The 24,965-nt window shown below is 37.7% G+C and carries 24 protein-coding genes, 1 pseudogene and 1 riboswitch; of the genes and pseudogenes, 11 read left to right on the forward strand and 14 right to left on the reverse strand.

The window, feature by feature from the left end; genetic code table 11:
• The first annotated feature begins 121 nt into the window (after window positions 1-121).
• Window positions 122-706, forward strand: coding sequence for a cysteine dioxygenase family protein (locus tag AAHB12_RS04020; RefSeq protein WP_342044382.1), 585 nt, complete (start codon window positions 122-124; stop codon window positions 704-706).
• Between the two features lie 221 nt (window positions 707-927).
• Here AAHB12_RS04020 and AAHB12_RS04025 read toward each other — a convergent pair whose 3' ends face one another.
• Window positions 928-1,710 carry a TIM barrel protein gene (locus tag AAHB12_RS04025; RefSeq protein ID WP_129728754.1) on the reverse strand — a complete coding sequence of 261 codons (783 nt, stop codon included), beginning with the start codon at window positions 1,708-1,710 and terminating at the stop codon, window positions 928-930.
• A 266-nt stretch (window positions 1,711-1,976) separates the two neighbouring features.
• Here AAHB12_RS04025 and AAHB12_RS04030 point away from each other — a divergent pair, with 266 nt between their 5' ends.
• The gene (locus AAHB12_RS04030) at window positions 1,977-2,225 is read left to right on the forward strand and encodes an HPr family phosphocarrier protein (RefSeq protein WP_129728755.1); all 249 of its coding nucleotides are present in this window, start codon (window positions 1,977-1,979) and stop codon (window positions 2,223-2,225) included.
• Window positions 2,226-2,382: 157 nt separating this feature from the next.
• Here the strand turns inward: AAHB12_RS04030 and AAHB12_RS04035 are convergent, their stop codons facing one another.
• On the reverse strand, window positions 2,383-3,579 hold the full coding sequence (locus tag AAHB12_RS04035) for a phosphoglycerate dehydrogenase (protein ID WP_129728756.1): 1,197 nt from the start codon (window positions 3,577-3,579) through the stop codon (window positions 2,383-2,385).
• Between the two features lie 182 nt (window positions 3,580-3,761).
• Window positions 3,762-3,840, reverse strand: a riboswitch (ZMP/ZTP riboswitch).
• 220 nt (window positions 3,841-4,060) lie between these two features.
• Here AAHB12_RS04035 and AAHB12_RS04040 point away from each other — a divergent pair.
• Entirely contained in the window at window positions 4,061-4,642 is a 582-nt protein-coding gene (locus AAHB12_RS04040; protein ID WP_342044383.1) for a TetR/AcrR family transcriptional regulator, read from the forward strand.
• Window positions 4,643-5,503: 861 nt separating this feature from the next.
• Here AAHB12_RS04040 and AAHB12_RS04045 read toward each other — a convergent pair.
• Together AAHB12_RS04045 and AAHB12_RS04050 are read right to left on the reverse strand one after the other, a co-directional pair.
• Window positions 5,504-5,710, reverse strand: a complete 207-nt coding sequence (locus AAHB12_RS04045; RefSeq protein WP_342044384.1) for an aspartyl-phosphate phosphatase Spo0E family protein — start codon at window positions 5,708-5,710, stop codon at window positions 5,504-5,506.
• An 836-nt stretch (window positions 5,711-6,546) separates the two neighbouring features.
• Window positions 6,547-7,473: a LysR family transcriptional regulator gene (locus tag AAHB12_RS04050; RefSeq protein ID WP_342044385.1), complete on the reverse strand. Its 927-nt coding sequence runs from the start codon at window positions 7,471-7,473 to the stop codon at window positions 6,547-6,549.
• A gap of 293 nt (window positions 7,474-7,766) precedes the next feature.
• Here AAHB12_RS04050 and AAHB12_RS04055 point away from each other — a divergent pair, with 293 nt between their 5' ends.
• The 4 genes from AAHB12_RS04055 (at window position 7,767) to AAHB12_RS04070 (ending at window position 10,740) form a co-directional block, all read left to right on the forward strand.
• The gene (locus AAHB12_RS04055; RefSeq protein WP_342044386.1) at window positions 7,767-8,468 is read left to right on the forward strand and encodes a CoA transferase subunit A; all 702 of its coding nucleotides are present in this window, start codon (window positions 7,767-7,769) and stop codon (window positions 8,466-8,468) included.
• Between the two features lie 68 nt (window positions 8,469-8,536).
• Window positions 8,537-9,190, forward strand: coding sequence for a 3-oxoacid CoA-transferase subunit B (locus tag AAHB12_RS04060; protein ID WP_342044387.1), 654 nt, complete (start codon window positions 8,537-8,539; stop codon window positions 9,188-9,190).
• A 73-nt stretch (window positions 9,191-9,263) separates the two neighbouring features.
• Entirely contained in the window at window positions 9,264-10,376 is a 1,113-nt protein-coding gene (locus AAHB12_RS04065; protein ID WP_342044388.1) for a citrate synthase/methylcitrate synthase, read from the forward strand.
• Between the two features lie 70 nt (window positions 10,377-10,446).
• Complete coding sequence (locus AAHB12_RS04070) at window positions 10,447-10,740, forward strand: hypothetical protein (RefSeq protein ID WP_129728763.1); 294 nt, start codon at window positions 10,447-10,449, stop codon at window positions 10,738-10,740.
• Window positions 10,741-11,343: 603 nt separating this feature from the next.
• Here the strand turns inward: AAHB12_RS04070 and AAHB12_RS04075 are convergent.
• From AAHB12_RS04075 to AAHB12_RS04110, 8 genes are all read right to left on the reverse strand, one after another.
• A complete protein-coding gene (locus AAHB12_RS04075; RefSeq protein ID WP_342044389.1) occupies window positions 11,344-12,291 on the reverse strand; it encodes an ABC transporter permease in 948 nt (315 codons plus the stop codon).
• Window positions 12,284-13,201 (reverse strand): ABC transporter ATP-binding protein, encoded by a 918-nt coding sequence (locus AAHB12_RS04080; protein WP_246040267.1) that lies wholly within the window; start codon window positions 13,199-13,201, stop codon window positions 12,284-12,286. Before AAHB12_RS04080 ends, AAHB12_RS04075 begins: the two co-directional genes overlap by 8 nt.
• A 232-nt stretch (window positions 13,202-13,433) precedes the next feature.
• Entirely contained in the window at window positions 13,434-14,579 is a 1,146-nt protein-coding gene (locus AAHB12_RS04085; RefSeq protein ID WP_342044390.1) for an ABC transporter permease, read from the reverse strand.
• Window position 14,580: 1 nt separating this feature from the next.
• Window positions 14,581-15,705 carry an ABC transporter permease gene (locus AAHB12_RS04090; protein ID WP_342044391.1) on the reverse strand — a complete coding sequence of 375 codons (1,125 nt, stop codon included), beginning with the start codon at window positions 15,703-15,705 and terminating at the stop codon, window positions 14,581-14,583.
• Between the two features lie 72 nt (window positions 15,706-15,777).
• Window positions 15,778-16,713 carry an ABC transporter ATP-binding protein gene (locus AAHB12_RS04095; protein WP_342044392.1) on the reverse strand — a complete coding sequence of 312 codons (936 nt, stop codon included), beginning with the start codon at window positions 16,711-16,713 and terminating at the stop codon, window positions 15,778-15,780.
• Window positions 16,714-16,834: 121 nt separating this feature from the next.
• A complete protein-coding gene (locus AAHB12_RS04100) occupies window positions 16,835-17,935 on the reverse strand; it encodes a sensor histidine kinase (protein WP_342044393.1) in 1,101 nt (366 codons plus the stop codon).
• A gap of 14 nt (window positions 17,936-17,949) precedes the next feature.
• Window positions 17,950-18,588, reverse strand: a complete 639-nt coding sequence (locus AAHB12_RS04105; RefSeq protein ID WP_342044394.1) for a response regulator transcription factor — start codon at window positions 18,586-18,588, stop codon at window positions 17,950-17,952.
• Between the two features lie 390 nt (window positions 18,589-18,978).
• Window positions 18,979-19,905 (reverse strand): DMT family transporter, encoded by a 927-nt coding sequence (locus tag AAHB12_RS04110; protein WP_342044395.1) that lies wholly within the window; start codon window positions 19,903-19,905, stop codon window positions 18,979-18,981.
• A gap of 469 nt (window positions 19,906-20,374) precedes the next feature.
• On the opposite strand from AAHB12_RS04110, the gene AAHB12_RS04115 reads away from it, so the two are divergent.
• The 4 genes and pseudogenes from AAHB12_RS04115 (at window position 20,375) to AAHB12_RS04130 (ending at window position 23,129) form a co-directional block, all read left to right on the forward strand.
• Window positions 20,375-20,578 (forward strand): DUF3311 domain-containing protein, encoded by a 204-nt coding sequence (locus AAHB12_RS04115; RefSeq protein WP_342044396.1) that lies wholly within the window; start codon window positions 20,375-20,377, stop codon window positions 20,576-20,578.
• Window positions 20,578-22,073: pseudogene (locus AAHB12_RS04120) on the forward strand (sodium:solute symporter family protein); the annotation flags it as partial. The gene AAHB12_RS04115 and the pseudogene AAHB12_RS04120, both read left to right, overlap by 1 nt.
• A gap of 97 nt (window positions 22,074-22,170) precedes the next feature.
• Window positions 22,171-22,377 carry a capping complex subunit for YIEGIA gene (locus AAHB12_RS04125; RefSeq protein WP_129728774.1) on the forward strand — a complete coding sequence of 69 codons (207 nt, stop codon included), beginning with the start codon at window positions 22,171-22,173 and terminating at the stop codon, window positions 22,375-22,377.
• A 134-nt stretch (window positions 22,378-22,511) separates the two neighbouring features.
• On the forward strand, window positions 22,512-23,129 hold the full coding sequence (locus AAHB12_RS04130; RefSeq protein WP_342044398.1) for a YitT family protein: 618 nt from the start codon (window positions 22,512-22,514) through the stop codon (window positions 23,127-23,129).
• Window positions 23,130-23,140: 11 nt separating this feature from the next.
• On the opposite strand, the gene cysC is transcribed toward AAHB12_RS04130, so the two are convergent.
• The gene (gene cysC / locus AAHB12_RS04135; RefSeq protein ID WP_342044399.1) at window positions 23,141-23,731 is read right to left on the reverse strand and encodes an adenylyl-sulfate kinase; all 591 of its coding nucleotides are present in this window, start codon (window positions 23,729-23,731) and stop codon (window positions 23,141-23,143) included.
• Between the two features lie 21 nt (window positions 23,732-23,752).
• On the reverse strand, window positions 23,753-24,907 hold the full coding sequence (gene sat / locus AAHB12_RS04140; RefSeq protein WP_129728777.1) for a sulfate adenylyltransferase: 1,155 nt from the start codon (window positions 24,905-24,907) through the stop codon (window positions 23,753-23,755).
• Window positions 24,908-24,965: the final 58 nt, after the last annotated feature.

The raw sequence follows: 24,965 nt of genomic DNA on the forward strand, positions 1-24,965 counted from the left end.
CTAAGGCTTATCCCTAGAATTAATTTCAACATAGTATATGAACGGTCTCACTTGCTACGCCAATTGAGGGATTAAGAGATTCAAAGTATCGAAAATGAACCTAATTTAAGGAGGAACCGCCATGGCAATCCGTGATCAGTTAATCAAATTTGAGGATTCAGTAAGAGAAATACTAAAGGATGCAATAACGGAAAAAGAGATCGTAGAACGTCTCAAGCCCCATTTCCAAACGCTTTTGCAAACAAAAGACCTACTGCCTGCAGAGTATAAAAAGCCCAGCTCAGATAAATATAGTCAATTTCTGTTATATAAGCCTGAAGATGAAGTATTTTCGATTGTTGGATTTGTTTGGGGCCCCGGACAAACAGCCCCTATTCACGACCATTTAGTTTGGGGACTTGTGGGGATATATGAGGGTGCTATTGAAGAAACCAGATATCGTAAAGTTCCTAGTGCAGCAGGTGAACAAGACTATACATTAGAAATAATTGACGTAGTACATGTAAACCGTAATGATATTTCATTTGTATACCCGCCTAATGCGGATATACATAGTGTCCGTAATCTATCCGAACAGCCCGCTATTACTATTCATGTTTATGGAACAGATATAGGCAAACAACAAAGGCATATTTATCATCAGGACACCCACGCAACGAGCGATGTGATTACAGTACATAAAAACAGTAGCCCGATTTACAGCTAAATCGTTCATAATAATCATAACATCATGTCATCTCCCCCCTAAGTGCACTTAGATCATAAGCATAAAACACTCCCCAAGATCCATAGATGGGGAGTATTTTATGCTTTTTTCGCACTTTAAGAAAGCGTAAATTTCTAGCTGGAAGACTATTCGACGTAGTGAGAAATTTTAGGAATACAGTATAAGTGCAACTACGCTTCTGTCTTCGCCTAAGGGCAGCTTTATTCTATCCACTGAAAATACTCCGCGCTCACAACCATTGGAGTACAGTCAGTAAAATTAGAAGATCTTAAATCAACTTCAAAAATAAAATCTTTATCGTTCACGTAAGGTTTAACCATTCTCCAGTTAATTCGGCCTGTACCTAACGGCAGTGCATCATGAATGATTCCCATACTATCTGCAAGATGAAAGTATGTCGCAAAAACATGAAATTTCTCTAGGTGTCTTTCTAAACCTTGATTATCTCCTTGTAATGCTATAAAAGAGTGACTGACATCAATAGTTAAAGGTAAATTCAATGGTTCCACTATTTCTGAGAATAGGAATGGATTTTCAGCCGAGAAAATGCCTTTTACCGAGTCTTCCCAAAGAAAAGCTGTATGACAAATATGTAATACCTCTTCAATTCGTTTTCTAGTTTCCTTCCTTTTCATTGCATTCTGATAATCCGTGTTTTCTGATGCTGTATAGTGACAGTGAATGACGCATTGAATATCCTCCTGATTACAAATGGCTGCTAGTGCTTTGCAGGACCAGTTATAATGATCGCGCATATCTTGGTTTGAGCTGATAATATCCAAGTACTGTCCCTTATAGGTCATTGGTTGGTGCAGGTACACACGAATTCCTTGAGATTTTAATAATTGTATACGTTGTGTAATGATTTCCGGCTCATATAAATCATGCTCTGTTAAATGCAGCTCGATAATTTCTGGATTGTATTGTACTCTATCTTCAATATCCTGAATATTAAGTCCTGTCTTCAAACGAATATAATTCATTATTGCACACTCCCCCTTATTCAGACCTATCTCAATAGTTTACTCGTCCTTTTTCTCTCGTTAGAACCAAGATTTTTAATTGCTTCAGTCATACTTTCTTAAAAGCGCAAAAAATACTGTAGGATTATCTCACAAAAATCCTGTCAGAAATTCTCATCACGTTTATACTAAATAAAATCCTACATTTACCATTTTAGGGGTTTTTCAATGTTTTTCCACTTTTAAATCCGCTACACTAATCAAAATTTTGATAAGGGGGGATACTTATGGTGAAACAAACCATATTGTTGCAAGGAGACTATCACCATCTAAAGCGAATTTCAGAAATTGTCCGAGAGGCAAGTAAATTCCAAAGTGAAATGACCTTATACACCCCTGTCTATAACAAAACGATTAATTTAAAAAGTATACTCAGGTTATTATCTCTACCGTTACAAAAAGGAGCAGAGGTAACAGTAGTAGCTATGGGGACCGATGAGCAAGAAGCGATTACAGCTGTTGTTAACAAATTATAAGCTAAAATCTAAGATCGATAACACATCCAATATATCAAAGAAACGCTCTAGAAACTAACAAAGCCACCCCAAAAGGAGCGGCTTTGTTAGTTGATAACATCTAGCAGAAATAAAAAACAAGACTGAGATGTTTTATAAACTATATAATAATCTTTACTTAAATAATACGAGCTGTAACGATACCTGCAATTTGTTTGATTTTGTTTTCCAAGCTAGGAAGGATATCGCTGTTTACTTCGTTATCAATGTCAATCATTGTATATGCATAGTCTCCGCGGCTTCTGTTAACCATATCAGCAATGTTCAAATCATAGCTTGAGATAGCTGATGTAATCTGTCCTACCATGTTAGGAACATTTTTATGGAAAGCTGCCACACGTTGCTTTCCTACATAAGGAAGGGAAGCGTTAGGGAAATTCACTGAGTTTTTAATATTTCCTGTTTCTAAGAATTCCTTTACTTGACGAGCTGCCATAATCGCGCAGTTTTCCTCTGATTCTGCTGTAGAAGCACCAAGATGCGGAACTGGAATTGTATTTTTCATTTTCAATACTGCTTCATTCGGGAAATCTGTAATATACTTACCAACTTTTCCGTTCTCAAGCGCCAATTCCATATCTGCCTCATTCACAAGCTCACCGCGTGAGAAGTTCAAAATATAAACATCTTGCTTCATGATGCCAAATGTTTCTTGATTAAACATTGCTTTTGTATCAGCAGTTAATGGAACGTGTACAGTAATATAATCAGCATTAGCAAACAATTGTTCAATCTTCATAGCACGTTGTACATTACGGGATAAGTTCCAAGCTACGTCAACAGAGATAAACGGATCGAACGCAATTACATCCATGCCTAAATCAAGCGCGCTATTTGCTACAAGAGCACCGATCGCTCCTAAACCAACGACACCTAAAGTTTTTCCTTTAATTTCTTTTCCGACGAATTGTTTTTTTCCTGCTTCTACAAGCTTTGGAATTTGTTCGCCTTCTACTTCCAGCGTCTTTGTCCATGCCACACCGTCAAAAAGGTTACGGGATGCCGCCAGCATTGAAGCTAATACCATTTCTTTTACAGCATTAGCATTAGCACCAGGTGTATTAAAAACAACGATACCTTGCTCTGTGCATTTATCAAGCGGAATATTATTAACACCTGCTCCAGCCCGTGCAATTGCTTTTAAATCATTACCGAACTCTATTGCATGCATATTAAAGCTGCGGACAAGAATAGCATCTGGATTGTCACTGTCATTGTCGATAGCGAAGCCATCTTGAAATACATTTAATCCGCTCTCGGCAATATTATTCAAAGTTTTAATTGTTTTTACCTTTTCTAAAGTAAGTGTGCTCATATTGTTCTCTCCTCTGTTTAACAAATAATAGTTTGTAAATCCCTAAATTAACAAACAAGATTTTAAGCAAAGAAACTTATCACTATTCAAAGCTGCTGAAACCTGAATCCTGAAGCTTAAAAATTACAATTGCTGTCAATATCCTCCCCTTATAAGCAGAAAGAGGCAAGGGATATTTCCCTTACCTCTGCCCAGGCGAACGGCTACGATACTATGTGCTCCCCCACGGTTCTCCGCGTTTCGCCAGTTACACATAGCCCTTTAATTTCTTTTATCTTAGCAAATTCTTCAGCAATCCTCAACCTTTTATTTAAAAATTGTTTTCTTTCCAAATACTACCTGAATCAGTCTCCTCTCTTAGCGCCTTTAAGAAGAGGCTCATTTATTTGGATAAGAAACATTTACAGACCGTCAGTCGGTATGTTAAGATGCGTATAATATACTAAAGGTCAGTTTACATACTGTAGGGAGGAAAAAGTACATGACAGCTGCCAACACGAGTTTTCAAATTATCTTGGATGCCACCGAGGCGCTTATTCAAGAAAAGGGCTGCAGACAGACGACTCTGCAGGATATCATTCGGAGCACAGGATTATCCAAGGGTGCTATTTACCATTATGTATCAGGGAAAGACGAACTTCTCGGCTTAGTGCTCAAATCACGTGTTGAAAAAATGAATGCACGCTTTACTGACGTGGTAACGAGTCCGAACACATCGGGACTGGATGATCCACTGCGGCTTATTTCCGAAGGTATGCTCCAATCGACGAATCACCAAGATGTTACGAATAAAATTTTCATTTACCTGCTGAGCCAAATGGATAACCCGAAGGTAGCAGCAATGGTTCAGGATGCGTACAAGTTCACCTTGGAGACGTGCACGAGATGGATCGATGTTGGAAAGATGCACAAAGTGATTCCCGCAGAGGTTCACAGCGCGAAGGTTGCAGAAACTCTTGTTATGTTCATGTATGGGATGCGGGTACAAAACACGATCATGCAAGAGCCAAGCCAAATGACAGTGCAGGATTTAATTGCATTTATGACACGTTCGTTAGGATGAGGGGTCATTTATTATACTCATTGAGATTCGATCTTAAAACATTCAGTTGATAAGTTGTAACCTCATATATCCAAACTCATACTTTTTTAATCAAAAAAGAACACTGATTCAAGGAACAGATATATCTTCTGAATCAGTGTCTTCACGCTTTTCATTCTGTAATATATAAAGCTAAAAACGCTTGTTTGGCCAATTGCTGCATATGCGCAGAAATGGCTTGTCCGCCTGCTGTGAATGTATGAGTTGAATGCAATACATGAGACGCATCTGCTTGCACCTAGCTTTGGCTAACAGCTAACTCCTTTGACAGAAAAAGGGGAATTATGAAACGCTCTTCAAAAACATAAGTATCAAAATTACCCTATAAGGCTTTTCCAAAACGCTTTAGATTCCCACCCTGTTTTTTGTAATAATACCTTCCGTCTTCTTGGTCCTTAAAAAAGGATATACCAAACCATTCTAAAGGCGTCCAAATCCGTTTTAGGTACATAGCTGGCACTTTCATCACCACCCGCTGGGAACTTTTAAAATTTAAACCTTTCCCCTTTTCAATACCTTTAGAATAATTGGCCTTTATTAAAAATGGGTGTGTGTTTTATAAGATTAAAATGAAAACAATATAAAATTTTTATCATACATTCCTATCTATACATTTGTTGCATGAAAGAGTACGCTATTATATTTTTAACTAAAAAAGATGTGATAAAAATCCTCTCGAAAAACTTTGCAAAACATACCTAAAAAAGTTTCTGATCTTGAATAGGAAGAATCAATATCTATCTCAAAAGAGGTTCTGCTGCATGCCCACCAAGCTAAGGATAAGGCGGAAGAGCCTCTTTTGGCATTTTTACGAAAATGTTTTCAACGGAAATCATATATAGGTGGATAGTTACGAGGTAAATTTGCGTGTGCAACTGTGTTCTGTTCTTTCATATATAAATTTAATAGCTGATCTAGCTCTTGGCTGCATTGAATTGTCTTACGATGATTGAGTCCATAGCGTTCACCTATATTTAAGAGCTGGGCCTTTTTCTCTTTAATTAAGTTTTCGAGTGTGAAAATATCCATGTCATTGTCACATCCCCTTTTGCAAGTCAAAGGTTGTTAACGATTAAGAGAAAATGGAAATGAAATCCACGAATATTGTATGAATAAGTACTATTAAAAGATTATGGAACTGGATAAATTCAAAACTAAGAAAAAATGGATTATTTCTCATATATATAAGTAAGCGACCTTGATCATCCACCTAGGAGTCACAAGGTCGCTTATACTATTTCGTCTTCCATTAATCTGAAACCCTTTCAGTTATTTTCATTTTATCACGTATTCGGACAGGGGATTGTGGGATAAAAGAGATTCTTCACAAAATCCTATGATTTCTTGTACTTAATGTTACCTTATACACCTCCGCCTCATGTAAGCAGTTGAACGCACCGTGTCTTTAAATAATTTTAGTCTTGTCCCATGCACATGCTTATGTACATTTCGCCTTTCTCTATCCCATTGGAATCACCTCCCTTTCTAATGTTTTTGATGTGTATCTATTTCTTGTTCTTATAATACAAAGAAAGTCGAATCTTGTAAATACTAAAAATTATAAATTTTTAAAAAAGTCTAAACAATCTGAAATATAACAAAAAAAGGAAAGTTTTTTACATAATGAACGGCTTCTTTCCTTATTTTTATAAGGCACTATTTTGATGCTGCACTCTCGTTTTTTATTTTATTTTTTTGTGTCGTTTTCACTAATACACCTTGTAAAAAACTAAAGCAGCCCCTCTCGCTCTCTCGGCAAGCTGGACTGCTTTAGTTTTCCTTATGTATCTACACTCCTTATAAACGAAGCAATCTTTTGGCATTGATAGGGGAAATCGATTGAGAACATGATACGTTCTGTAACTTCATTTGTCAGGTATATTCTTTACATTCGAGCTCGAGGACGAACCATATACAGTCCCTTTCGTAAGCTGCTTTAATAACTCTCTTAAAGCAAATGAATGATAGGAGTCTTTTTTTGTTATAATCCCAACTTCCCAAATTAGAGTTGGATTTCTTAATGGAATAATCCTAATGTTAGGATTGTTTTGTTTGTAATAAATAGATTTAGGAAGAATGGCAATCCCCAATTGTGAGGCGACAAGCTCAATAATCAAATCCCATTGTGAGCTTTGATAAGAGACGGTGGGTGTAAAACCAGAGGCTATGCACTCTCGCCTAATATAGTCATGTAACGCAAATTCCCGTGAAAAAAGGATAAATTTTTCATCCTGTAGTTGATGGAGAGATACAAAAGGCTGCTGTGCTAGATCGTGGTCTTTATGAATGTATAAAACGAATTCATCTTTTACAAAAGGACTGATATTAAATTTGGATTTGTCGCTTGGCAAGACGATAATCCCTACGTCTATTTGCCCTTCCTCCACTAAATCCTCGATAAGCTTTGCCCCAAGCTCCACTAATTCTAAGACGACCTTTGGGTACTGCTCACTGAAGCTTCTAGCAATCGAAGGGAAAAATAAGGTTCCGATCAAGGGGGGAATACCAATTTTGATTTCGCCCGCCTCTATGTTTATTAACTCATCTAAAAGCGTTGTTAATTCAGACAAGGATGATAATGCTTTTATTCCTTGTTGGTACACAATTTTACCGGCATCGGTTAATTTTAATTGTCGCCTAGACCGATCAAACAGTTCTACATGAAGCTCCTCTTCCAGCTTCTTAACCGCTTTGCTTAATGCAGGCTGAGACAAATAGGAATGCGATGCAGCTTTCGTAAAACTTTTGTAGTTTGCTACCTCAATAAAGGACTTTAAATCTCTTAACTCCATCTTCATCTCCTGTTTATTCGAATTAGTCATACAAAGTATTCTTTTTATTCATTTTACTTATAGAAACACCAAATGTAAACTCTTACATATAGAAGAGTTTGAACTTTCAGAAAAAGTAACAGCCGTATGAAATACGATTTGTATATCCCATTACTACCCTTCTGCTTCAGCTTAAGCAACTATGGATGCCTCATTGTAAAACGAACATATTTAAAGTACAAAGCTGTTGAGGATCATATATTTAAAAACGAAATTCTCGCTGCTCAATCATAATTCGAAAGGAAGATTGTTTAATGAAGAAAGGTAAAGTTATGACTTCTTTTACTGAAGCTGTTCAGGATATTCAGGATGGAGCAACCTTAATTGTTGGAGGATTTGGTCTTTCCGGCATTCCGGAAAAGTTAATTCACGTACTAAAAGAACGAGGAACAAAGGATTTAACAGTCGTCAGCAACAACTGCGGGGTCGATGACTGGGGACTTGGTCTGCTGTTAGCTAACAACCAAATTAAAAAAATGGTATCTTCCTATGTAGGAGAGAATAAAATTTTTGAACAGCAGTTTCTGAGCGGGGAATTAGAGGTTGAATTGGTTCCTCAAGGTACGTTAGCTGAACGAATTCGTGCAGGCGGAGCTGGAATTCCTGGTTTTTACACAGCAACAGGGGTTGGAACTCCTATTGCTGAGGGAAAAGAACATAAAGAATTTAATGGTAAAACATATATTTTGGAAGAGGGCATTGTAGGAGATTTTGCTTTTGTAAAGGCATGGAAGGCTGATAAGCTGGGAAACCTCATATACCGCAAAACAGCAAGAAATTTCAATCCCCTAGCTGCAATGTCAGGGAAAATTACCATCGCAGAGGTGGAAGAAATTGTGGAAGTGGGAGAACTGGATCCTGATGAAATTCATACTCCAGGGATTTATGTTCAACGTATCTTACTTGGTTCAAATTACAACAAACGAATTGAACGCCGTACGGTTAGAGCGCTTTAAGTTTTTTGATGCTTCATATTAGCTAATTAAGTTCAGGATTAAAAATGACTGTAACTGGAGGAAAATGTATGAACGACATTCGTTTAAAAATTGTGACACGCGCTGTACAAGAGATTCAGGATGGAATGAATGTTAACTTAGGTATAGGAATGCCAACCCTTGTAGCAAATGAAATTCCAAGTGATTTTAATGTACTGCTTCAATCAGAAAATGGATTGCTAGGAATAGGCCCTTACCCTGTAGAGGGACAGGAAGATCCAGACTTAATTAATGCAGGAAAAGAAACGATCACTACAGTTCCCGGTTCCTCCTTCTTTGATAGCGCAGAATCCTTTGCCATGATTCGCGGCGGACATATTGATCTTGCTATCCTTGGCGGGATGGAGGTTTCCGAAAAAGGAGATTTGGCGAATTGGATGATTCCCGGAAAAATGGTTAAAGGCATGGGCGGAGCTATGGATCTTGTAAATGGAGCAAAACGAGTTGTTGTCATTATGGAGCATGTCAACAAGCATGGAGAATCCAAGATCAAAAAAGAATGTACCCTTCCGTTAACAGGAAAGCAGGTTGTACATCGTTTAATTACAGACTTAGCGGTCTTTGACTTTACAGCTGCCGGCATGGTTCTTGTAGAAACGCAGGAAGGGATTACAGTAGAGGAAGTACAGGAAAAAACGGAAGCATCCTTTACTGTTTTACCAGAATTGTTACTAGCAAACTAATTGATAGACATTCGAAACCCGCACTAGACAGCATGCAGTGGAAACAAAGATCTATATGAGAGGAAGATTATAGATGTTTCAAAAAGGCTTAAAAAATGTAGTCGCCGCGGAAACTGCCATAAGCTTAGTCGATGGAGAACAAGGAAGATTAATTTACAGGGGTTATGCTGCGAAGGAACTAGCTTTAAATTTTTCCTTTGAAGAAATAGCATATTTAATATGGTACGGATACTTGCCAGGAGATCATGAGAAGCAACGTATTTCTGAGCTATTAAAAAACAATCGCGCTTTACCATCACACGTCTCTGAATGCATTCAACTACTTCCGTGTAATATGGAGATGATGAGTCAAATTCGCACAGCTATATCGGCTTTAGGAACGGAGGAATTTGGCTGGAAGCCTACTGTTGAGCAAGCCATTCGATTAACAGCTGCGATTCCTACGATTACAGCTATGATTTATCGGAAAATAAATGGTGAAGAGATGATTGAACCGAACATGGAATTCAGTCATGTTGAAAACTATTTATATATGTTAACAGGGAAGCGCCCTTCTCCCTCTCATACAAAAGCGCTTGAAGCGTATATGATTTTAACGATGGAGCATGGAATGAACGCCTCTACATTTGCAGCAAGGGTAGTAGCCTCTACAGAGTCCGATATGGTATCTGCGGTAACAGGAGCGATCGGGGCTATGAAAGGACCTTTGCATGGCGGCGCACCTACAGGAGTCATCGATATGTTAAATGGGATTACCAAAAAGGAAGAAGCAGAAACATGGATTCGGCAAAAATTAGAGAAAAAAGAATATCTCATGGGCTTTGGACACCGTGTCTACAGAACACGAGACCCACGGGCCGAGGCACTTAGTGAGATTACGAAACGGATTGGGGCAGATGATCCATGGCTTGAGCTAGCAAGCTATGTTGAAACACTTGCTGTTCAATTGCTTGATGAATATAAACCTGGGAGAAGGCTCAATACAAATGTTGAATTTTATGCAGCTGCTGTAATGAGAGCTGTTAATATGGCTCCTTCCTTGTTTACACCTACCTTTACTGTAAGCAGAATGGTGGGCTGGACCGCACATACAATAGAACAGTCCATGGACAATACTATTTTTCGCCCGGAAGCAAAATATGTTGGCAAGCAACCGACGGAGAATGAAGGCTCTCTTAAAGCATGAAAAAAGTTTGAACTGCATTTCGCAAGCAGTGTTTAAGTAGGAGATTCAAATAATCAGGAGTGACAACGTCTTGAATATAATAGGCGAGGTATTTAAGAAACGATTATATCAGGATTGGGAAAATGGAACAATCAATTTCATTTTCTTTATGAATGTCTATGAAGGGGTTATGATAAAAGGAGATCGTGTTAGCACAATTCCAATGCTTATTGCAGATGAAATAATCGATTATAAGATTGGTGATAAAATTAAAATAAAGGGAATAGTTGAATTTCGGCGCATTATTACTCCTTCGGGGAAATTGAGCTTTTCTCCCCTGCCTATTATTATTCCATATTCCCACTATCAATTAAGCTACCAGTAAGACCACGGTGAGACAGCAGCATGTTCTCCCCGTGGTTTTCGTTTATACTTTAAGAAAGTATAAATCTCTAGCTGGATGCCAATTCGAAGTAGCGAGACATTTTAGGAATATGGCTATTCCAGCAATCACATTTGCTACCATTGAAACATTCTTTAGACAGTATCTAAATGATACCAATCTGTAAGCTGTAACCCGTTTGAAGTTTCGTAACATCTTAGACATAAGAGTGTAACTTCTATAAAATCTCCCTCCTTTTGACATTTAGATAGACTTTTCCTATATTTATATAAGTCGGTCTTCATAACAATTAGGGGGAATAGTTTTAATGACAAATAAAGTGGATTCACGTGAAAAAATTCTACAAACCGCCTCACGCCTTTTCCAATTGCAAGGCTTTAGAAATAAAAAACGCAACGCTTCAGCTCAATCCCTTTTTACTTAAGCACGAAAGCCTGAATTACAGCAATATTTATGCGGCGTTAGCTATTCTGATAGTAATCGTATTTATTATTTATTCAAGCAATTTTAAAAAGCGCCCTATTTAAAAAACTGCTTTACCTACTAGAGCTAGCTAACAAAAAGCAGTACCGATTGTCGGTACTGCTAGGCAATATCACGCTTTTGAAATGCAAAAAACGCAATAAGAAAGAACAGTGCGGTATAAAAAAGCAGAACTGCAATAGAAAACATTGTTTCAGTCAGTCCCCCAAGTCCTCCTATGTTCATTCTAAGATTTGTATGCATAACAAACACATATTTACTCCACTCGTACTTGCTTAATAACTGCGCTAACGATCCTTTCGATAGAAACAAAAGCAGAGTTGTAATCAAAGCTGGTCCGCTAGAACGCAGCAAAACAGATAGGCATAAAGCAATTGCAGCAAACAACAACATTGGTAGAAAATCAAGCATATATGCCTTTATCGTTGCCATCATCATGCTTTCTGTAACTGCTATGTTACCTACGGCAGTTACCACTACCGAGTCAAAAGCAATCTTTCCATATAAAAATACTCCTTGTATAAACGAATAAAGCATAAGAACTGCACTGAGTATCACATATAGCATGGCAAGTGCCGCAAATTTAGCCCATAGAATACTAGTTCGGGATACCGAGCGCACTAAGAGAAAGTGGATTGTTCCCATACTGTACTCCTTTGAAACAATAGAGCTTGCGTAAAAAATCAACAAAACACCAATGATGCTTGTTAAAGCCACAGCACTATTCATAAAACCAAATACACTGTGTTCACTGTACGGCGAGATGTTGTGCGCTAATTGATATTCACCCACGGCAATTTCTTGACGCAATATGTCCGCTGTCGGACTATCTGCCTGTCCAAACGCCCTCAGCTCCTCCTGCTTGCGGGCGATATCAAGTTTCATATTTTCTTTCCAGTCCCCTGTCTGTAACGCCTGCTGATATTCAATATAATCCCAGTTTCCCAGAATAAGCACCGGCACAAAAAGCAGAAGGAGCGGCACGAGAAATCCTTTGCGTTTCACAATCTTTAATAGCTCGTTATATACAAGCAACCCCCATTTAAACAATAATATTCCCTCCTGTCATCTCTAGGAACATATCCTCCAGATTTTTTTTGACAGGCATAATGCCATACACATTTATCTCATGCTGTACAAGCAGCCGGACGATTGCCGGGATTTGCTCCTCTGACACAGGCACTATCAATGTTCTCTCTTCTATGTGGAGATCTTCCGATTTTAACTGAAACGATTCTGCCAATATAGCGGACGCCCGCTCTGCATTTTGCACCTGAAAGGCAGTGTATTTTGGCATATCAGATAGACTATACTGCTCAATGCAGGTCCCGTTCTGAATAATGATAACCCGCTCACACATCAGTTCAATTTCTGCCAACAAGTGACTGGAAACGAGGATAGCAGTCCCTTCCTCTTTTGCAATATGCTTTACATAATTTCGCATCTCCCGAATTCCGGCTGGATCTAATCCGTTTGTCGGTTCATCTAAAATAAGAACAGACGGCTTATGCAGGAGCGCTTGTGCAATGCCAAGACGCTGCTTCATTCCGAGAGAATACGTTTTCACCCTTTTATGAATAGCCTGTGTTAGTCCAACAAGATGTACTACCTCATCAATGCGAGCTGCGTCAACATCTTCTGCCATCCGGGCGTAATAGGCTAAATTATCATAGCCGCTGAAGAATGGATAAAATGAGGGGGCCTCCACCATCACACCAGCTCTCGCAAGTGCCTGCTGCAGCTCGCTTTTCACACTATAGCCTGCTATAAAAGCATCTCCCTCTGTTATATGCATCAAGCCCACAAGCATCTTCATCGTAGTTGTTTTCCCCGCTCCGTTTGGTCCGAGTAATCCAACAATCTCACCCTTCTTCATCTGAAACGATAAATTTTGAACAAGCACATCATTCTTTATTTTCTTTGTTATGCCCCGGACATCAAGCACAATTTCTGGTTCCATCTGATAATCCCCCCTTTTTTCTATCATACCTTGTCTATGCAAACTCGTCTAATACACAAAATTCACTCGGCTCTTCGCCATAAAGAAAAATGTAAATAGCGTTAACTCAGAAGCGGGCAAAGTATGCCACTGCTGAGTTAACGCTCCTTAATCCATTTCTATGATCATGTAATCTTGCAAAGCCAAGAGTGTATTTGAAATCATGAAACCTAGTCCAGGCTCACAAGATCGATTACACAAAATCCCTTGTATGATTATTTCTTCCGAATTTATAGATGGCAATTAAGAAAAAAGCAATGGCAAAAGCAAATAAAATGATCACATTCAAATATAAGCTTCCCACATGCTTACCTTCCTGCAGCTTAGTTAATATATCTAGCGCCCATCTCTGTGGAAGGAAATCAGCGATCCTTTGAACAGCTTTTGGCATAATCTCGATCGGAAAGAAACAGCCTGCAAGCAAGCAGGTTGGAGTAACAAATAAATTCTGCATAGCTCCTGCCGCACTAGAACTACTTGCAAAGGCTACTATCATCAATGACAATCCAATTGCTACTAACGCAAAGATCATCAATACAGCTGCCATTTGCCAAAAGGAAACATACATGTTTATGTGAAATACTTGTGTGATTAATATTAAAGTAAGGATGATTTGACTTGTCATTACAATCATGTTGACTATTATATTGGATAACACATAGGTTTTCGCATCAATCGGTGTGGATAATAACCTAAAATACGTTTTTCTTTCTTTTTCTTTAATAATAATTTCTGATAAATTCCCGGCAGATAAAAGCATAATCATAAGCAAATATCCGATTGTTCCATATGTTATTCCTTTGTTTTTTGATGTATCTTTTAATACAGCCTCTGATAACTGAAAATGAGCCTGTTGGTAATTCGTATACATTGTGTCAAAAGCGTCCTTATCACCTTTTGTAATTTTACTGATTGAAATAAGATTGTCTATATAATTATATAAATAAGATTTGATAAATCCTGTTGTTTCTGCACCTTTAATAGAGGTAATCTCAATATGATTCGGTTTTCCCTCTTGAATGCTTTGAGAAAATCCAGCGTCAAAGGTAATAACACAATCTAGCTTGCCTGCTGTGATAGCCTCATCTATTTCAGATTTGCTAATTTTGCTTACTTTGACATTTTTTAAGCCTTCGATAAATTTTATCGTGTCTGTTGTAATATAGCTGCTGTCATTATTGACAATCCCCACCTGCAACATCGTTTGCCCGGAACCCCCATAGGATAGAAATGAAATAAAGATCCCGATTAGAGGTGTGCAAAGGTACAAAAGTATATTTTTCTTATTTTTGAAGGTAATACGTAAAGTGTTCCGTATTAACCAAATGACATCCTTCATTTTACAGCCCCTCCCGCCTTTGGAATGATATAATTGCAATCAGTAAAAATATCCCGGCGCCTCCAATATTCAAAAGTACAGCAGGCATAACTGCCGATACATCGTTTGCGTAAATCATTTTGGTAATGGCGGCGTTTTCCCATGTAAGCGGAGAAAGCTTTGTAATGATATGCAGGATTCCTTCACCAGTATTCTCTATTTTAAAATAAGCTCCCCCGAAGAAAGAAGCGAACTGTACGACAACCATGACAATCGTTCTTGAGGCTTCCCCTGTCTTCGCCATATAACTAATGCCGAGTCCAAAACTAATTGCTAACAGAACTTCTGTCAGTAATACAAGGAACATAAACCCAAGATGATTTCCCCAGTTTACTTTAAAAACAAATTTACTAAATAGGATAACTGCTAATACACAAAGAGAATTACGTACAGTGCTCCCTAGTATTTTTCCAAGGAAAATTTCTCCCTTTCTGATAGGAGAGGCAACTAATCTGTCGGCTGTTCCTCTTATTCTTTCACCGCGTATTAAATAACTGGCACCCATAGCTCCATAAAGAACAATCATCGTTGTCATGGTGATGGCATAATAATCCATAGCACTAGGCTGTTTAGCAGAATGCAAAGACGTTTCTTTAATATAGTCGTCATGCTGACCGCTTGCAATTACAGTGCTTACTTGCTCAGGATCTACTTTTGCTACCTCAGCTGCAACATTATACTTACTTACAAAAGAGGTCAGCATCCCTTCCATAATATTATTTTCAATACCGCTTCTATCACTTTCATACAGCTTGATTCCATCATTGTTTATCTCAACATATCCATCATAATGATTTTGCTTAACTTCTTCTTTCCCATCTGTATGATTAGAAATCTTTTTAAAATGAATGCCCGACTTACTCACTTCTTTTGTGAATGCCTCAAAATATTGAGACAGCGTATCAGTTGTTGTATCCTTATATAAGACTTGAATATCAGGAATGGAAGTTTTAGTATTAAATGCGTTAGAAAGTGCCGTTCCGAGCACTAACATCAAAACGATAGGAAATGCCAGCATAAAAATCAATGTTCTCACATCTCGAAAATCTCGTTTGATTTCATTTATAGCAATGCTCAGTATATTCAATTGATTGTACCCTCCCTTTTCATCAGGCTCTGAGAAACCAAAGCGAATTTGCCGTCAATTACGTGATTCGTGTTAATCTCGCAAGTTTCTTCCTGTTAATGTGAGGAATACGGTTTCTAAATTTGGCTCCTGTTCCTCTAATGAACGAATTTCAATATCATTGGAAATGAAATAATGAATCACTTTATTTAGATTATTGACCCCTGTATCCGAGTTGATTTTAACTATGTTATCTTCAAAATGAATGGCCTGCACGCCGCTAATTTCTTTTATTTTGCTTATCTCAATATCCTCTGTAGATTTGACCTCAATCCAAATATCTTTCGTGTTTGTGATGATGGATTTTAATTCTTCCTTTGTGCCTTCTGCAATTACTTTTCCATGGTCCATAATAGCGATTCTAGAACAAATTTCTTCAACTTCCTCCATATAGTGACTCGTATAAATGATAGTGCTTCCCATTTCATTCAGCTTTCTAACAGATGTAAGGATATAGTTTCTGGACTGCGGATCGATTCCTACTGTCGGTTCATCCATGATGATAAGCTTAGGTCTATGCGCGATCGCACAGGCGATATTTAATCTTCTTTTCATTCCACCTGAAAAATCCCTTGGATAATTCTTATGTTTATCACCAAGTCCGACAAACTGCAGCGCTTCTTCCACTTGTTCATTCAGCTTAGTACCGCGCAGCCCATATAGACCCGCAAAGAACTTCACGTTTTCATATGCTGTTAAATCGTCGTATATTGCTAGATCTTGAGGAACAATTCCAATATTCATTTTTGCAAACCTTCTGTTTTTGATACTGTTCTTGCCGAGTATGTTGATCTCACCATCATTGCTCCGCAAAAGTCCAGCAATTATATTAATAGTCGTGCTTTTGCCAGCACCGTTTGCTCCTAAAAATCCAAATATCTCTCCATCTTGAATGGATAAAGAGATATTATCTACAGCGATAAAGTCCCCAAACTTCTTCGTCAAGTTTTTAATTTCTAATACGTTCATGGTTTCACCCCTAAACTATCTTGATGTCGTTATTGTAAGCAAAAAGGATGAACTTTGTTAGTGCATAAGTTCATCCTTTTTGCATGAGAATATTCATTTTTTTGCGCATGAGATCATTCACTCATTGTATCGGCAATAACGTTGTAACAGAAAAACCATTTGTGCCATCAGCAATAATTGTACCGTTCATAGACGCTGTTCGTTCCTCCATTCCGGTAATTCCAAGCCCCTTTCTAATTCTTTGTGAGCCTTTTCCATTATCCTTTACCTCGACTTTAATAAATGTGTTTAGTACATGTATTTCAATAGAAACAACAGTTGCATTGGCATATTTCATCGTATTGGTCAGAGCTTCTGTTACATTCTGATGAATGATTGTCCAATGGATAGGCGAAATCACCTCTAAATTTCCTTTGTGCCGGAAAATGGTTTTCATATCATGTTTAGCAGCAAACTCATCTACCAGTAATTTGATGCGGTTCATACCCATTTGTTCAGTTGGCGGTTTGATGTTTTTTAAAGTGATTCTTATTTTTTCTATTCCTTCTTTTAGGATATTAATGGCATTTTGCAGCAATTCCTTTGCTTTATCCGTATCTTTTTCCACCAATCGCTTTGCTGCTTCCATTTGAATTAATGCACCTGTCATGGAATGCCCAATTTGATCGTGGATTGTTTGCGACAGCCGATTCCGTTCCTCTAATTTAAAGGTGTACTCGGACTGTCGCATGTATTCGTTGTTTTCGTTCAAGCTTCTTGTTAGTTTCTGGATATCCTTTCTCATTTCATCCATGTGATTTTCAAGCTTCCTCAACTTACTCGTGTATATACTTGCCATCGTAAAAATGGTAAAGCTAAACGCAGCAACTAAGATATATAAGGAATATACGCTTTCCATGATGAATAGGACAGGAAAAAAGGCCATAGTAAATATTAGCCATTTTTTATCTATGTAATAAGAAACCAATTCATACAGGTTCAGGGGGAAAAACAAGATAAATAAAGAATCGGCATCATAATAAAAAAGGATTGTAAGTATGATGGATAGAAGCAGACCAGATTTTTTTGCTGCAGCTTGTTTCACGATGTAAATACTAATATTCAGACAAAGGTATAAAAGAAGAGCGAATACAATCCAGGGCTTATGTATATTGCCATGAACATAATGGAGCACAAGATAGATTAGTATAATAAGCTTATTTATGATAATCCACGATTCCATCTCTTTCGCTCCACTTAGTTTACTTTTCCCGTTAAATAGTAAATCGCTATTTGCGTTCGGTGCCCTAATCCTGTCTTCCCTAAGATAGAAGTAATATAGTTGGCAATTGTTCCTTCTGATATAAAAAGTTGCTTTGAAATTTCTTTATTAGAAAACCCTCTTGCAATGAAGGACATGATGTCAAGCTCTCTTTCTGTGAAACGACTCGTATCTATCTTCATTTCTATCGCTTTGTTTTCTTTCAAGTTTGATTTTAGTTTATCCATTACAACATCCTGCATAACATTGTTCCCATTGTATACACTTTTTATAGCATCTCGTATTCGTTCCGGGTCATTGTTTTTTAATAAATATCCTTTTGCTCCATTTTTGATTGCATCAAGAACATATTCGTCATCATCAAACGTTGTTAAGATTAACGGCTTTGCCTTTGTTTGTTCGGATATAAGCTTCGTTGCTTCGACACCGTTCATGTTCGGCATACGCACATCTAAAAGCACTACGTCCACCTCGTAATGCTTGCAATAATCAAACGCTTCTTTTCCATCACTTACTGTTTCCAATACTTCAAATTCATCATACGTGCTTAAGATAATTTTCATACCTTCCCTAATAAATGAATTATCGTCGGCAATCAGTACTTTTATTTTCATGCTTCTTTAGTGAGAAAAGAATCTATTTCCCTCACCTAAGTTCACATCCTTCCGTCTCTCTATCGTGCTATATAATGCCTTTATAGAAATATTATACATGATATATTCCAAAGACATTCAATTTTTCCATTATTATCCTTACTTGAAAGGATTTCTGAACTTCCTCTGTAAACATAAAAATCAAACAGTCGCAAAGCTTCTCTAAACAGTCCTTGCGGCTTTCTGATTGCTACGGAACTTGCACGCTATCAGTTTGTTCTAAGACATTTCAAATCTTGGGAAGAATAGTCACGCAAAAAGGCAGGTGGAATACACCTGCTCTTGTATCAATCTTTGCCCTGTCCGCCATTATCTAGTTACTTAAATAGCATTTAAAGCTTGGTTTGTACGTTAACGTAAAGCTCTTTGTTGAACCGTTTTTGGTGCTGTTGTTGAAGAAAGCAAAACACCAAAAATAACAATTATTCCACCAATAATTTGGTACCATAATAAGGACTCGTTTGTAAATACTGTAGCAAAGATAGTCGCGAAGACGGGTAGTAGATTTAAGAAAATGCCTGACTTCGCCGCTCCCACTCTCGGTACACCTGTATTCCATGAGAGAAAAGCAATGATAGAAGCTAAAATCCCTACATAGAACAAGATAAAAATAGACACCGGAGTAAATATAACATGGACATCCGGTCGATTTAACTCGAGCATACTGAATGGAAGCAACATGACAGCTCCCATAAAAGAGGTAACATACAATGTTGTCTGAGCTGGCAGTATCATTGCATACTTTTTAACTACAACCGAGTACAAACTCCAGCAAACAACAGCGATTAAGACAAATAAGTCTCCTATATTAAACGAGAAAGCTTGTAATGCTCCTAGAGATCCTTTTGATAGGATAAAAATAATACCCGTAATAGATAAACTGATTCCTATTACTTGTACAAGTGTAAGTCGCTCCTTAAGAACAAAAATCGAAAAAATAGCAATAAACAATGGAGTGATCGAATTCACAACAGCTGCATTAATAGACGTTGTAAAATGCAAAGAAAAATAAATGATAGTATTATACCCTGCAATACCTGTAACCGTTAAAAGAAGCAGGATCCACTTGTGACTCCATAAAATGGGCCAATCTGCTTTTAGACGCTTCACCATAAATGGTGTCAATATAAGGAAAGCAACTAACCATCTTAGTAATGAAAATGTAAATGGCGGAAAATAGTCTGCTCCAATCCGTCCTATTACAAAATTACCACCCCATATCATATTCGCTAAAATCAAAAGGAAATATGCATATCTAGTTTTTGCTATAGTTGCCATAGAAATAAAGCTAACCTCTTTTCTTTTATTATCTTGTAATCTCTTACTTCAGTCTAATCCGATGTCCATTTTACACTATAGGAAAGCATAAATTTCCCCTTATTTTCCATCTTCTCCATGCTCATGATAGCAAACTAAATGAACCAAAAGCAATACATTATGTAATTTTAATAAAGTTTATTAAATATATCATAATCTAGATTACTTTATTCTAAAAATCTACTCAGCGATTATTCATATCAAACTCCCCCCTCTATTTATCCCTTTTTGTTCATATCGACTGATTTTTTACGTTATTTAAGCATGAATCTTATAAATTTTCAAAATTTTACTTGTAATTAGATTCTATAATTGTTATTATGGTGAACATTGAAAGTTATTTAATAATATTAATTATTCAGATAATAAGTCTCCTAGAATAATTATTCTATTATTAAATCCAAGTATTTATCAAGCAGGAGGTTTTGAAATGAGTAAAAAATTTGCAGTATTTCTATTGGCGATTATTCCCCTTATTTCCCAGTTAGTGGTATTGCCCTTTGTAAATCGGATCGATCCTATTGTGTTAGGATTACCCTTTCTTCAATTTTGGTTATTTTTATGGATTATTTTAACACCTTTATGCACATTTGGAATTTATCGAATTCAAAAATCGGAAGGGAGCATTGACTAATGCAAGGAAATTTGACAGCTTTGTTGATTACTGTATGTATTGTCCTGATGGTCGTTTTCATTGGATTTTTAGCAGGACGAGATAAATCTGCGAGAAGTTCTGTAGAAGAATGGTCTGTCGGCGGAAGACGCTTTGGCGGATTGCTAGTTTGGTTCTTGGTAGGGGCTGATTTATATACCGCTTATACATTTTTAGGGTTAACAAGCTCAGCCTATGCAGGTGGGAGTCTTGCGTTCTTTGCAATTCCTTACTGCATCATCGCTTATTCTGTTTCTTACTTTTATCTTCCGAAACTATGGAAAGTAGCTAACCGATATAAACTAACAACACTGGCTGATTATGCGAGAGAACGTTTTAATAGTAAACTCCTTTCCTCTCTGGTCGCTATTGTCGGTGTATTAATGCTTATCCCTTATATTGATTTACAGCTAGCTGGGATTCAAGATACGCTTCAAGTAGCTGGAACAGGTTATATTAATGTCAAAGTAGTCGTTATTACTTCATTCCTGTTAGTTGCACTTTATACATTTTTCAGTGGAATCAAAGGCCCTACCTATACAGCAATTATTAAAGATGTTCTCGTTTGGGTGATTATGTTATTCCTAGTAATTTCTTTGCCGAGTATCCATTTTGGCGGCTGGAGTCCGATGATTGATACATTTGTTAAGGAATCACCGCAATTGCTGACGATCCCTGAATCGGGTCCAAAAGGTATTCCGTGGTTTATCACAGCATCTCTTATTTCTGCTTTGGCATTATTTATGTGGGCACATGGAGCAACAGGGGTATTTACAGCCAAAAGTGCTGATGCAGTTCGCAAAAATGCCATGTTCCTGCCGTTATACAATATAGTTCTAATTTTGGTTATTTTCCTTGGATTCGTGGCTTACCATGTATTGCCTCAAGGAAGCGACCCGCGTTTTGCGTTATTAAATCTCATTCAAGTTTCCTACGGGGGTGTAGCACAAGGGTTAGCTTATGCAACAATTGCTTTGGCCTCCTTGATCCCTTGCTCCATTATGGCGATTGGTGCTTCCAACTTGTTTGCAAACAACATTTATCGTGATCTCATAAATCCAAGCGTAAATGGTACTAAATTAACGCTCGTAACTCGTTCTATGGTATTTGTCGTAATCGGACTTGCGTTATTGTTTGGACTATTATTCCCTTCAGCTCTAGTATCCTTGCAGCTTTTAGGCGTGTCAGGAATGGTTCAGATTTTCCCTGCTATTGTTGTTAGCTTGTTCTGGAAAAACCAAACGAAGGAAGCAACAATAATTGGACTGCTTATTGGCTTGACAACAACATTTACTGTATACGGAACAGGCAGTTCATTTGGTATTTATGAAGGCTTCTGGGGATTAGCCGCAAACATGTTAACGATTATTATTTTGAATCCTTTCTTCGCGGCAAAAGCAAAATATCAAACGAATGCTGTTAAAGAGTATCTTTTTAGCACATCAAAAAGCATGAAAACCAAAATCGGAAAGGGAGCATAACTACGTGTTTGCTCCCTCTAATAGACACCTCCGTGAATAAGGTTGAAAATAAATGGAAACATAATACAAAAAATGAGGAGGGCAAGGATACATATGGGAAGAGAAGCTTCCATTGCACCAAACTATAAAATTGTGGCTTACTTAACAGCAAATGAAAATCGAAAGGTTACAGGAGCTCCTTTGTTTATGACTTTAAAGGATGAGGAAGAACTTAAGGAAACAACTGCAGATCTTGCACATGCATTAAAAGCTGATGTCGTTAAATTAAAAAACAATGACTACTTGATTATCCAAGCTTGAGGGCGGTGATTCAGAAAAAGAAGCCCACATATTCTTGTATCCTGTCTCATAAAATGGACAAGGAAGGCAAGCATTTAGGGAGGAATGAATGTGGAGGGTATACATGCTCAGCTGAGGAATCGTTTTAGTTTACTATGAAGAGAACCTTATTAACTTATGCTTGCACAGTATTTGGCGCCTTTTTACAAGGCATGTCCATGTCCCTATTTTTGTTTCCACACTCTATCCCTTCCGGAGGAGCAGCAGGCTTAGCACTTCTGATGAATCACTGGTTTCATTTATCCCTTGGTTTTTCGTTATGGTTAGCCAATATTGTGTTCTTATTTTTCGCTTTAAATTATTTTGGATATTCCTGGACGATTCGCACTATTATTTCAGTTGCAACTACCTCAACAACTATTAGTATCCTAACTCCCATGATTGCTCTTCCCCATGTACATATTGCGCTAGATATTTTGGGAGGAAGCATTCTGTTTGGTATTGGTGTAGGTTTACTCATTCGGGTGGGATCCTCAAGCGGCGGTATGGTCATCCCGGCACTCATGATTGCCTCCTATAAAAATTGGAGTCCTGGAAAGGTTATGATGGGCATCAATCTTTTAATTTTTCTATTAACCGCCCTTGTTATAGATTATAAAATTGTGATTTACGCGATAATTTGCCAGCTGTTATCGACTAATATCATCGATTTTATTTACGCCTTTAAATTTCAAAGAATCGGTCCCTTATCTGCAAATTTACGAAAAAAATGAGAAGACCCTGTTTAAAGGATCTTCTTTTCTCCTAGAAAGGATATTATTTTTGTTACGGACTGCTCAATTGTTACTTTATGGGTTTCGATGATTACTTCTGGTTTATACGGAATCTCATAGGGAGAATCAATTCCCGTAAAATCAGGAATTTCTCCTTTCCTTGCTTTTTTATATAAACCTTTCGGGTCTCGATTTTCACAAACTTGAATAGGACATTTTAAAAAGATCTCAATAAATTCATCTTTTTCAAACATGCTTCGTACTAGATCTCGATCCTCAACAAAAGGAGAGATAAAAGCTGAGGAAACAATTTGACCGCTATCCACAAATAACTTTGCCACTTCCCCGATTCTGCGGATATTTTCTTTTCGATCCTGGGCGCCAAAACGTAAATCGCTATTTAATCCATGGCGGATATTGTCCCCATCTAAAACATAACTCCTAAAGCCTCGCTTAAACAATTCATGGTCTACTGCATTTGCTAAGGTTGATTTCCCTGATCCCGATAGCCCTGTAAACCAAAGCACACAGCTTTTATGGCCATTCATAAGCTGGCGGCTTTTTTTGGTGATAGTTGAATGATGCCAAATAATGTTGCTCATTTCCCCACTTCCTATATCCTTTTAGTTGCTTGTATCGGTCTCTTTCATGCCTTGAATGAGAATTTCCACTACCTCTGGACGACTAAATTCTTTAGGAGGCTGTTCTCCGTTTTTCAACATTTCTCTCACTTTTGTTCCTGATAAAATAACATGATCCTCCGAATCATGAGGACACGTTTTGGAGGATGCCATATTTTCGCACTTGTTACAATAAAAGCTATGTTCAAAAAATAATGGTTTAATTCCTAATTCATCTTCTGTAAAATTGTCAAAGATTTTTTGGGCATCATAAGTTCCGTAATAATCGCCTACTCCCGCATGGTCCCTTCCGACAATAAAGTGCGTACACCCAAAATTTTTACGTACGATTGCATGGAAAATAGCCTCCCTAGGTCCCGCATAGCGCATGGCTGCTGGAAAAACAGATAAAAATACGCGGTCCTGCGGATAGTAATTTTTAAGCAAGGCCTGATAGCTTTTCATTCGAATGTCACTTGGAATATCATCTGATTTTGTTTCTCCTACGAGCGGATTTAAAAACAAACCGTCTACAATTTCTAGGGCTGCTTTTTGAATATATTCATGTGCCCGATGAACAGGATTGCGAGTTTGGAAACCAACGATTGTACTCCAACCTAATGTTTTAAACATTTCCCTTGTTTCATGAGGATCTAAGTAATAAGAGGCAAACTTGCTTTTTTTGGGTCTTTTTACAAGAGTAATAGGGCCGGCTACATACACATCAGATCGGCCAAATAGCTTGCTTACACCTGCGTGGTCCATATCCATCGTTCTATACACCATCTCAGCTTCTACACGCTTATCAGGCAAAAACTTTTCCTGTACATCCATTACACCATAGATTTTACCTTTGTGAACAAGATTGATCGTTTCACCTATATTAAGTTCTGTCGCTTTCTCGTGATCGACCGCCAATGTAATCGGTAAAGACCAAGGAAGTCCATTTGCCAGTCTCATATTTTGAACAACAGAGTCATAATCTGCTTTCCCCATAAATCCTTCTAATGGACTATAACCTCCATTTGCGATTAACTCTAAATCACTTAGCTCTGCATAATCTAGTTCAACTGTAGGTAGTGATAGAGAAAAATCTTCCATAGAATCCAAGCTCGCTCGATTCACTAATTTTCCGCCATGCGGCATATTTTGGCTCACAGTGTTTCCTCCCCAAACTAACTTTTCTTGGCTTGGTGGCGTCCATACTCTGTTTGAG

Source organism: Bacillus sp. OTU530 (genome assembly GCF_038440375.1).

Bases quoted from the DNA above. Each gene is read 5' to 3' on its own strand.
- AAHB12_RS04020 (WP_342044382.1), top strand. From the start codon at position 122: ATGGCAATCCGTGATCAGTTAATCAAATTTGAGGATTCAGTAAGAGAA.
- AAHB12_RS04025 (WP_129728754.1), bottom strand. From the start codon at position 1,710: ATGAATTATATTCGTTTGAAGACAGGACTTAATATTCAGGATATTGAA.
- AAHB12_RS04030 (WP_129728755.1), top strand. From the start codon at position 1,977: ATGGTGAAACAAACCATATTGTTGCAAGGAGACTATCACCATCTAAAG.
- AAHB12_RS04035 (WP_129728756.1), bottom strand. From the start codon at position 3,579: ATGAGCACACTTACTTTAGAAAAGGTAAAAACAATTAAAACTTTGAAT.
- AAHB12_RS04040 (WP_342044383.1), top strand. From the start codon at position 4,061: ATGACAGCTGCCAACACGAGTTTTCAAATTATCTTGGATGCCACCGAG.
- AAHB12_RS04045 (WP_342044384.1), bottom strand. From the start codon at position 5,710: ATGGATATTTTCACACTCGAAAACTTAATTAAAGAGAAAAAGGCCCAG.
- AAHB12_RS04050 (WP_342044385.1), bottom strand. From the start codon at position 7,473: ATGGAGTTAAGAGATTTAAAGTCCTTTATTGAGGTAGCAAACTACAAA.
- AAHB12_RS04055 (WP_342044386.1), top strand. From the start codon at position 7,767: ATGAAGAAAGGTAAAGTTATGACTTCTTTTACTGAAGCTGTTCAGGAT.
- AAHB12_RS04060 (WP_342044387.1), top strand. From the start codon at position 8,537: ATGAACGACATTCGTTTAAAAATTGTGACACGCGCTGTACAAGAGATT.
- AAHB12_RS04065 (WP_342044388.1), top strand. From the start codon at position 9,264: ATGTTTCAAAAAGGCTTAAAAAATGTAGTCGCCGCGGAAACTGCCATA.
- AAHB12_RS04080 (WP_246040267.1), bottom strand. From the start codon at position 13,201: ATGGAACCAGAAATTGTGCTTGATGTCCGGGGCATAACAAAGAAAATA.
- AAHB12_RS04085 (WP_342044390.1), bottom strand. From the start codon at position 14,579: ATGAAGGATGTCATTTGGTTAATACGGAACACTTTACGTATTACCTTC.
- AAHB12_RS04095 (WP_342044392.1), bottom strand. From the start codon at position 16,713: ATGAACGTATTAGAAATTAAAAACTTGACGAAGAAGTTTGGGGACTTT.
- AAHB12_RS04100 (WP_342044393.1), bottom strand. From the start codon at position 17,935: ATGGAATCGTGGATTATCATAAATAAGCTTATTATACTAATCTATCTT.
- AAHB12_RS04105 (WP_342044394.1), bottom strand. From the start codon at position 18,588: ATGAAAATAAAAGTACTGATTGCCGACGATAATTCATTTATTAGGGAA.
- AAHB12_RS04110 (WP_342044395.1), bottom strand. From the start codon at position 19,905: ATGGCAACTATAGCAAAAACTAGATATGCATATTTCCTTTTGATTTTA.
- AAHB12_RS04115 (WP_342044396.1), top strand. From the start codon at position 20,375: ATGAGTAAAAAATTTGCAGTATTTCTATTGGCGATTATTCCCCTTATT.
- AAHB12_RS04125 (WP_129728774.1), top strand. From the start codon at position 22,171: ATGGGAAGAGAAGCTTCCATTGCACCAAACTATAAAATTGTGGCTTAC.
- AAHB12_RS04130 (WP_342044398.1), top strand. From the start codon at position 22,512: ATGAAGAGAACCTTATTAACTTATGCTTGCACAGTATTTGGCGCCTTT.
- cysC (WP_342044399.1), bottom strand. From the start codon at position 23,731: ATGAGCAACATTATTTGGCATCATTCAACTATCACCAAAAAAAGCCGC.